Source organism: Azospirillum rugosum, from assembly GCF_017876155.1.
Classification (GTDB): Bacteria; Pseudomonadota; Alphaproteobacteria; order Azospirillales; family Azospirillaceae; genus Azospirillum; species Azospirillum rugosum.
The window spans coordinates 1-9140 of record NZ_JAGINP010000052.1 but is presented as its reverse complement, the minus strand read 5'-3'; the positions used below and the strand labels follow the sequence as shown (position 1 = coordinate 9140).

The 9140-nt window shown below is 68.6% G+C and carries 8 protein-coding genes; 6 read left to right on the top strand and 2 right to left on the bottom strand.

The genetic code is table 11. The annotated features are described in order from the left end of the window. Window positions 1-263 precede the first annotated feature (263 nt). Entirely contained in the window at window positions 264-635 is a 372-nt protein-coding gene (locus J2851_RS35280; protein WP_209774024.1) for a hypothetical protein, read from the top strand. Window positions 636-686: 51 nt separating this feature from the next. Here the strand turns inward: J2851_RS35280 and J2851_RS35275 are convergent, their stop codons facing one another. Then, window positions 687-833: a hypothetical protein gene (locus J2851_RS35275; protein WP_209774022.1), complete on the bottom strand. Its 147-nt coding sequence runs from the start codon at window positions 831-833 to the stop codon at window positions 687-689. Between the two features lie 280 nt (window positions 834-1113). Between J2851_RS35275 and J2851_RS35270 the strand changes: the two genes are divergently transcribed. The 5 genes from J2851_RS35270 to J2851_RS35250 all read left to right on the top strand — a co-directional run bounded on the left by J2851_RS35270 (window position 1114) and on the right by J2851_RS35250 (window position 8131). After that, window positions 1114-2784 carry an FAD-dependent oxidoreductase gene (locus tag J2851_RS35270; protein ID WP_209774019.1) on the top strand — a complete coding sequence of 557 codons (1671 nt, stop codon included), beginning with the start codon at window positions 1114-1116 and terminating at the stop codon, window positions 2782-2784. Between the two features lie 262 nt (window positions 2785-3046). After that, the gene (locus J2851_RS35265; protein WP_209774016.1) at window positions 3047-3835 is read left to right on the top strand and encodes a substrate-binding periplasmic protein; all 789 of its coding nucleotides are present in this window, start codon (window positions 3047-3049) and stop codon (window positions 3833-3835) included. Between the two features lie 7 nt (window positions 3836-3842). Next, window positions 3843-4640, top strand: a complete 798-nt coding sequence (locus J2851_RS35260; RefSeq protein ID WP_209774014.1) for a substrate-binding periplasmic protein — start codon at window positions 3843-3845, stop codon at window positions 4638-4640. A gap of 12 nt (window positions 4641-4652) precedes the next feature. Next, window positions 4653-7718: a response regulator gene (locus J2851_RS35255; protein WP_209774011.1), complete on the top strand. Its 3066-nt coding sequence runs from the start codon at window positions 4653-4655 to the stop codon at window positions 7716-7718. Next, window positions 7715-8131: a response regulator gene (locus J2851_RS35250; RefSeq protein ID WP_209774008.1), complete on the top strand. Its 417-nt coding sequence runs from the start codon at window positions 7715-7717 to the stop codon at window positions 8129-8131. Before J2851_RS35255 ends, J2851_RS35250 begins: the two co-directional genes overlap by 4 nt. A 15-nt stretch (window positions 8132-8146) precedes the next feature. Here the strand turns inward: J2851_RS35250 and J2851_RS35245 are convergent, their stop codons facing one another. Next, window positions 8147-9040: a sensor histidine kinase gene (locus tag J2851_RS35245; protein WP_307421082.1), complete on the bottom strand. Its 894-nt coding sequence runs from the start codon at window positions 9038-9040 to the stop codon at window positions 8147-8149. Window positions 9041-9140 lie beyond the last annotated feature (100 nt).

Here is a 9140-nt window from a genome sequence, read left to right as displayed (position 1 = left end):
ACTCGGCCGTGAAACGCCTCAGCGCCGATGGTACTGCGTCTCAAGACGTGGGAGAGTAGGTCGCCGCCAGGTCACCACGGCACACGCCAAGCCCTCCCGATTGGACGGCGCTTACAGGTCACTTACGCACGTCTTCACGAACACACGCAAAGCCGGCGCTCCCCTCAGGAGCGCCGGCTTTTCGTTGTGGTTGGAATAAATCGGACCGGCTTACGTTCGTCTCATTGAGGGCGCCGTGCCCTTGGATGCGAAAGGTGCCGAAGATGTTTCGCCATGGAGTTGGGACCGCTGTGTCACGCGGGCTGAAGGCGGTCACGCTGGGTGCTTTGGTGACCGGAGCGTTGCTGGCCGGCGCAGCACCGGCGTCCGCGCATGACGACGGTTGGCGTGGGCGCGGGGAGCGCCATTGGCGAGGCCACGACGAGTGGCGCCACCGGGACTGGCGCGAGCATCGGCGGTGGCGCGAACCGGGCGTCGTCGTCTATGAGGCTCCGCCGCCCGCGGTCATCTACCGCGCTCCGCCGACGGTCATCTACCGGCAGCCGCGTGTCGTGTACGCGCCGCCTCCGCCCCCGGTCGTTTACGCGCCCGGCGGCGCGAGCCTCGGGATCGGCGTGAACATCCCGTTCCGGTGAGAGGCGTGGCGACGATGTCGCCGCGCCCCCGCGGGCGGTGTTTCCGGGCCGTCAGTTCGGCTGGCCGGACAGAACGGGCCGGCGCGACTCCAGAACAACCAGGGCGGCCGCGTGCACCGTGGCCGCTCCCAGGATGCCGAGGACGAGCAGGAACCCCAGCACCAGAACGGCGAGGATTGCGAACACCAGCGTTTCCATGATCAGAACTCCTTGCGGATCACGCGAGGAGGGTATCGCCGGCCGTTCCGCCCCGGCTTGATGCGGATCAATCCGCGCGATCATGTCACACCACTTCAGTGGAAATCATAGCCGGAAATACCGGTTGGCCGGACCAAGGACCGACCACCAAGCGGAAAGCGTCGTCGCCTATGACTTGCTCGCACCCTGAAAGGGTTAGTCACGAATAGCAGTAATTGGTGCGCGATGATTCGCTCTATTTGGAGGGATACAACCCGACTTGAGCGAAAGCAGGCGCGGCATGATCATCGATGCTCGCACATTGCCAAATGATACTACACTCGATGCGGATGTCTGCATCATCGGAGCCGGAGCGGCCGGCTTGACGGTTGCCCGCTCGCTGAGCGGGACGCCCTGGAAGGTCGTTCTGCTGGAGAGTGGTGGCCTCGCGCCCGACGGACGGACTCAGTCCCTCTACACCGGCTTCAACATCGGCCTGCCTTACGAGCGGCTGGCGACCGCGCGCAGCCGGTTCTTCGGTGGAAGCACCAACTGCTGGGGCGGGTTCTGCCGTCCCTTCGAGGCCATCGACCTGGAAGCGCGCCCGTGGGTGCCGCACAGTGGATGGCCGTTCGGGGTCCAGGAACTCGCGCCCTATCACGACCGTGCGCAGTCCATCCTCGGCTTGGCGAACACGGTGTACGACACGGCCTTCTGGGCCCAGGAACTGGGCCGGCAGGGCATCGACTTCCTGCCCATGTCCGGCGAACCGCTGGAAAACCGCGTCGCGCAGATCAGCGCCCAGCCGCGGCTCGGCGTCGCGTCGACGCCCGCTTTGAAACTGGCGGACAACGTGACCTGCTGCCTCAACGCCAACGTCGTGGAAATCGACACCGACGACACGGCGAGCGTGGTTCGCGGCGTGCGGTGCGCCGCGCTGAGCGGGTCGCGCTTCTCCGTGAAGGCGCGGATCTTCGTGATGTGCTGCGGCGGCATCGACAACGCCCGGCTTCTGCTGCTGTCGAACCGTGTCCAGCCGGTGGGGCTCGGCAACGGATACGATTTGGTCGGGCGCTACTTCACCGATCACCCGCGCGTGAAATCGACGGTCATCCGTTTGAGCGACCAGAAGCGGCACCGGCGGCTGTACGACATGACCCTGGCGCTGTCGCGGCGCCGGCTCAACGTTCCGCAACTGCCGGTCGCGGCCGCCCTGTCCCCGACGGACGCGGCCCAACGCGAGATGGGCCTGTTGAACTCGAGGACCTATCTGGTGGCCCAGTATCATGGCGAGGCGACGGCTGGGTTCCGGGCGTTGCATGACGTGCGCATGCTGCTGTCGGACCGCCGGAAGTTCGGGACGGCCGACGGCAACGCGGTGGCCCTGCTGCGCGACGCCCTGCCGCGCATCGCCATGCACCTGCCGGATCTGGCCTACGCCCTGTTCGACAACGTCGTGAATCCCGAGTGGGTGCAGCGCGCCTTCGCTTTGGAGACGGTGCTGGAGCCCGTGCCGAATCCGGACAGCCGCGTGACCTTGAGCACCGAGCGCGACGAGCTTGGATTGAACCTGTCCTGCGTGAACTGGCGCCTGACGGAGCAGGATCGGGACAACTTCCTGCGCACGCACGCCCTGGTCCGTTCGGTCCTGTCCAGGCGCGGCCTGATCGAGGCGGGCGCCGATGCGGCCGACGCCGAACAGGCCTGGGAGGAGCGGGTGTCCTGGTGCTGGCACCACATGGGAACCACCCGCATGCACGAGGATCCGAAGCAGGGGGTGGTCGACGCCCAATGCAAGGTGCACGGGATGCACAACCTCTACATCGGCGGAAGCTCGGTGTTTCCGACCATGGGAAGCGATCACCCGACCATCAACATCGTCGCGCTCGCCCTGCGCCTGTCGGACGAACTCGCGCGCCAGCTTCGACAGGAGAGGTGCGTGGAGCTCAATGAGGGGCAGAAGGCGGCGTAGCTCCCCGTCCGGGCCGACGGCGTGGGCGGCGCCGTCGGCTTGATCGTTGGTGTGCGACACAATCACCGCAGGTCAGACCTGGATTGACTGTCGCGTGCCGAGTGGTAATCTCGCTGGAAATATGTGCCGGCGGGTGACTATGGGGTGCAGAAAGACAACTGAACGGGCGCCGCTTCTCGTGAGTGGATGCCATGGCGTGCCGCCGTGGCGTTCCCGCCGCACGCCGGGCGGCACCGTTCCGGCTCGTCCTTGAGTCGCCCCCATGCACCGCTCGCCCATCGCCCGCCGTGTCGCGACTTGTCTTCTGGGCGGTCTGTTCGCCGTGGTGTTGGCGGCGGCGTACGCGACGCCCGCCCGGGCGGATGAGGTCCTGCGCGTCCTGACCTGGAAAATGGCCCCCTATGGCATGGTGGACGACCAGGGCCGGCTTACCGGCTTCGAAGTTGAAATCGCGCGGGCCCTGTGCGCGACCATGGGCGTCCGTTGCGAAATCGATATGCTGCCGTTCCCGGAGGTTCTGGAACTCCTCGAACGGAACGGCGCGGATTTCGCGGTCGCCAGCATCCTGAAGACGCCCGAGCGGGCGAAGAAGTACCTGTTCACCGATCGCTACAAGCGGTCGAGTTCCTGCTACATCGGCCGCGCCGGCGAATGGCCGCTGGGCGCGCAGCCGGTTCTGGCGGGAAAGCGCATCTCCGTGACCCGCGGGTCGAAGCAGCAGGATTACTTCCGCACACGCGACACGGGCGGGATCATCCAGGTCTTCGACGACCAGGGCGAGGCGATCCAGGCCGTGGCCGATGGCCGGGTGGATCTCGCTTTGGCCCCGTCGACCGTGGCGGTCCATCTGCTGACGAGCAACGAAGGCCAGAACCTGGAGGTGATCGGGGAGCCGATCAGCGAGGGCGGGCTGGGGGGAGAATCGGCCATCGCCCTGCCGCTCGGCCGGGAAGAGCTGCGGGACCGCGTCAACCAGGCCTTGCGCGCGATCCTCGCGGATGGACGCTACGACGCGATCAGTTCGCGCTTCCTGCCCTTCCGTGTGTATTGAGGCGGCCATGGTCCAGCGGGCGCTCACCGTCCTGTGGTGTCTGGCATGGCTGACGGCGCTTCCGCTGGCGATGGCCCGGGCCGAACCGCCGGCGCCCGCACCCGCGGAACCGCGGACGTTGCGCGTCGTGGTGTCGGACAACGCTCCGCCCTTCAGCCGCCGGGAGGCGGACGGCACGCTCGTCGGCTTCAACGTCGATTTCGGCAACGCCTTGTGCCGCGTGCTCCAGGTGACCTGCAGCATGGAGACGGCGCCGTTCAACCAGTTGATCGACGAGGTGGCGGCCGGACATTACGACCTCGGCATCGGCAATGTGCTGCGCACGCCCGAGCGGGAAAAACGCCTGCTCTTTTCGACTCCCTACTGGCGGTCCAGCAGCAGCCTTTTGGGGCAGCGCGGCTTTCCGGAACTCACCCTGGCGGACGCGGCCCGTGGCCGCCGGATCGCCGTCGTCCGCGGTTCGCAGCAGTATGACGTGCTAGCGCGGATGAGCGGGCCGGGAACGACCCTGCTGGTGGTCCCGACGCTGGAGGATTTGTGGGTGGCCCTGCTGGACGGACGCGCGGAGCTGGTGCTCGCGCCGACGCTGAAGGCCGTGCATTTCCTGCTGTCGGACGCCGGGCAGCGGTTCGAGACCATTGGAACGCCGATGACGGACAACGGTCTGGGCGGGCCGGTGCACATGGTGCTGCCGCTCAGCCACCCCGACCTGAAGGCGGCGGTCGACCGCGCCATCGCGGCGGTGCGAAGCGACGGCACCTACCAGAGCATCAACCGCCAGTATTTCCCCTTCGACATCTATTGATTGGACGGCATCATGGCGCGCCTTCGCGACCGCAAGCCCCCCAGGGTCCGGCTGCAGCCCGCCATCCTGACCGGCGGCGCCATCCTGCTCGGCCTGATCGGGCTCCTGTTCCTGGTCATCGTGTGGGAGCAGGGGCAGATGGAGCGGCTCGCCGCCGACAGCCAGGAGCGCATGGTCCCGCTGATCCTCGAACGGCAGCGCGCGGTGGTGAACCTGGAACGGCTGAAGCAGTCGGGCGCGATCGTCCTGGCCAGCGAGGATGCCCGGCGCCGGCGCGAGGCGCTGCTGTCCGCCCAGGCGCTCGCCTTCCATCCGACCTTCCAGTTCGACCCCGACCTGAAGAGGCAGGTGTCGGAGGCCTATGGCGTCATCCGCCGCGTGGCCACCATGAAGGCGGAATCGGCGCCGAAGGGCGACGGCGCCGGAACCCCGCCGCCTGCGGTGGACGAGCGGCTGGCGGAGCAGTGGGCGCAGACCCTCGTCGGGCTGAACGTCGTCGGCGACCGGCTGCTGGTGGACGTGACGGAGCTGACCGCCGGGCGGCTTGCCCAGATCCAGGAGCACACCCGGCTGGTGTCGCAGGTCATCCAGCTGTCCTTCATCGCCGTGCTCGCCATCTTCGCCGCCGCGGGCTGGCTGATGCGCCGCCACGTCGTGCGGCCGCTTCTGCTGGCCGCGGACGGCTTGCGCCGGATCGGCGCGGGGGAGCGGGACATCCGGCTGCCCGGCGCGCGGACGCAGGAGCTGGACAGCATCCTCAACGCCGTGGTCCGGCTCGGCGAACAGACGGAGGAGCTGCGCATCACCCGCGACCGGGCCGAAGCGGCCTCGCAGGCCAAGGCCAGCTTCCTCGCCAACATGAGTCACGAGATCCGCACACCGATGAACGCGGTGATCGGGCTGTCCCACCTGGCCCTGAAAACCGACCTGACGCCGCGCCAGCGCGACTATGTCCGCAAGATCAGCCAGTCGGGCCAGCATCTGCTGGGGATCATCAACGACATCCTGGATTTCTCGAAGATCGAGGCCGGAAAGCTGAGCGTGGAGCGCACCGGCTTCCATCTCGACAAGGTGCTGTCCGATCTGGCCGACCTGATCGCCGAGAAGGCGGCGGCCAAGGGGCTGGAGCTGATCTTCGACGTGGGGCCGTCCGTTCCCAGCGACCTGATCGGCGATCCCCTGCGCATCGGCCAGATCCTGGTCAACTACGCCAACAACGCCGTCAAGTTCACCGAGGCGGGAGAGATCGCCATCGCGGTGCGCGTGGATGAGGATTACGGCGACGAGCTGCTGCTGCGTTTCGAGGTCCGCGACACCGGAATCGGGCTGACCGCGGACCAGCGGTCGGCGCTGTTCCAGAGCTTCCAGCAGGCCGACGCCTCGACCACCCGGAAATACGGCGGCACGGGCCTGGGGCTGGCCATTTCCAAACGGCTGGCGGAGCTGATGGGCGGCTCGGTCGGGGTGGACAGCGCACCGGGCCGGGGCTCCTGCTTCTGGTTCACCGCCCGGCTGGGCCGGGACAAGCCGCGCCGCGTGCTGCTGCCGCGGCCGGACCTGCGCGGGCTCCGCTGCCTGGTGGTGGACGACAACGAGAGCGCGAGCCTCGTGCTGACCGACATGCTCACGGCCATGTCTTTCGCGACGCAGGCGGTGTCGTCCGGGCCCGCCGCCATCGAGGCGGTGCGCTCCGCCGCTACCGCCGGCGATCCGGTGCGCGTCGTCCTTATGGACTGGCAGATGCCCGGCATGGACGGGCTGGAGGCTTCGGCCGGAATCGGCGCGCTGGAGTTGGACAAGCCGCCCCACCGGATCATGGTGACCTCCTACGGCCGCGAGGACGTGCTGCGCCGCAGCGACGGGACGGGGATCGAGGACGTGCTGTTCAAGCCGGTCAACCCCTCCAGCCTGTTCGACTGCATCATGCGCGTGCTCGGCGAGGACAGTGGAGCGGCGGGCGCGGCGCCGGCCGAGGACGCCGGCTCGGCGCTGCCGGACCTGTCCCGCCTGCGCGGAGCGCGGGTCCTGCTGGCCGAGGACAACGACCTGAACCAGCAGGTCGCCGGCGAGCTGCTGAACGACGCGGGCATGTCCGTTGTGGTCGCCGAGAACGGAGCGATCGCGGTCGAAAAGGTTCTCAGCATGGACTTCGACCTCGTCCTGATGGACATGCAGATGCCGGTGATGGACGGAATCGCGGCAACCCGGGAAATCCGCCGGCTGGGCTTCGCCGACCTTCCCATCGTCGCCATGACGGCGAACGCCATGCAGGCCGACCGCAACCGGTGCCTGGATTCCGGCATGAACGACTATCTGGCGAAGCCCATCAACCCCGACGCCCTGTGGTCCGCGCTGCTCACCTGGGTGCGTCCGCGCTATGACGTTGGCGACGAACCGCCGGTGCCGGCGGAACCGCCGCCCAGGCCGGAGCCTGACCGGACCGAACTGCCGTCCGGCATTCCCGGGCTCGACGTCGAGGCCGGGGTCAAGCGCCTGCTCGGCAAGAGGCGGCTGTACCTCGACCTGCTGCGCAAGTTCGTGGCCGGCCAGAAGGACGCGCCGGAGCGGATCCGGGCGGCGCTGGACGCCGACGATGCCGCCACGGCGGAGCGCTGCGCCCACACGCTGAAGGGGACGGCCGGGAACATCGGGGCGGTCGCGGTTCAGGACGCCGCCGCGGCGCTGGAGTTCGCGATCCGCGGGGAGCATCCGCGCGACCGGATCGACGGTCGCCTCGCCGCGCTCGTCCCCGTCCTGGCCGACCTGACGGCCCATCTGGAGGCCGCGTTGCCCCGGTCGGAACCGGCGGTCGGGTCGGTCGCCGTGGACCCTGACGCGTTGGGGGCGGTCTGCGGGCGCTTGCAGGATCTGCTGAAGGAGTGCGACCCGGAGGCGGAGGACGTGCTGTCGGCCAACGCCGACCTGCTGCGGGCGGCCTTTCCGGACCGGTTCGAGGCCCTGGCGGAGCGGGTGCGGAACTTCGATTTCGACGACGCGGCCGCCTTGCTGGTCGAGGCCCGCGCGGGCGCCGCGGCCCCGGCGGACGCTGCGGTTCTCGCGCACACGAGCGTCCCATGACCGACGCTCCAGCCACGATTCCCGCCGATACGGCCGCTTCCAAGCCCACCGTGCTGGTGGTGGACGACACGCCGGACAATCTGAAGATGATCAGCGCGCTGCTGAAGGACGCCTACCGGCTGAAGGTCGCCAACAACGGGGCGAAGGCGTTGGAGATCGCGGCCGGCCCGGCGGCGCCCGACCTCATCCTGCTCGACATCGTGATGCCGGGTCTGGACGGCCACGCGGTGTGCGAGCGGCTGAAGGGCGATCCGCGGACCAGGGGGATTCCGGTCATCTTCATGACGGGACGCGCGGAGGCCGGAGACCGGGACCAGGGCTTGCGGCTGGGAGCGGCGGACTATCTCACCAAGCCGATCGATCCGACGCTGCTGCGGGAACGGGTGGCGGCCGTGCTGGCGCGGCAAACCTGACCCCGGACGGGGGCGTCACGGGATCGACGCCTCCAGGGGAGCGCGCGCGCCGAAGACGTCGGAGGTGGCGCTGGGAAGGCGCAGGATGAAGGTTGCGCCGCTGTTCGGCGCGCTTTCCACCTCGATCGTGCCTTGCAGCACCTGGGTGACCAGGTTGAAGGCGATGTACAGCCCCAGTCCCGGGTAATCGATGCCGCGCCGGGTGGTGAAGAAGGGGTCGAACAGCTTGGGCAGGTGATCGGGGGCGATGCCCTTGCCGTCGTCGGCGACCCGCAGTTCCACGCCGTCGCCGCCCAGGGGCAGGGCGGTCACCGACACCTGTCCGTTCTGGCCCGGGCCAAAGGCGTGGTCCGCGGTGTTGCGGACCAGGATGGACAGCACCTCCGACAGTGGGCCGGGGTGGCTGTCCAGCGAGATCCCGCTGGGACAGCGGACCGACAGGCTGTGCCCGCCTTCCCGCAGGAGCGAGTCGAGCCCCAGAAGCGCGTCGCCCAGGTAATCCTTCAGGTCGAACCGCCGCCGTTCCGACCCGGCCCGGTCCACGACCACCTGCTTGAAGCTCTGGATCAGGTTGGCCGTGCGGACGATGTTGGTGGTCAGCAGGGAGCAGCCTTCGCGGGCGTTCTCCAGGAACCGCGCGAGGTCGGACTTGCGGATCGCCCCGGCGTGGAATTGGCTGGACAGCGCCTCGACCAAGCCCGTCAGGTGCGACACGGCGGTGAGCGCTACGCCGACGGGCGTGTTGATCTCGTGCGCGACGCCGGAGACGAGCAGGCCGAGCGCGGCCATCTTCTCGGTCTGGATCAGGTGCTGCTGGGTTTCCTCCAGCCGGCTGTGCGCGGCGCGCACCTGCTCCAGGGTCGTGCGGAGCGAATCGGCCGTCGCCTTCAGCGACAGGTGGTTCTGCACCCGCGCTAGTACTACAGCCGGGCTCTATCGGTTTGGGTGCGGCGTTTCCAATGAGAGCGCCGCGCCCGCTGCTGGTGGCGTCTTCGCCAGAACGACCACG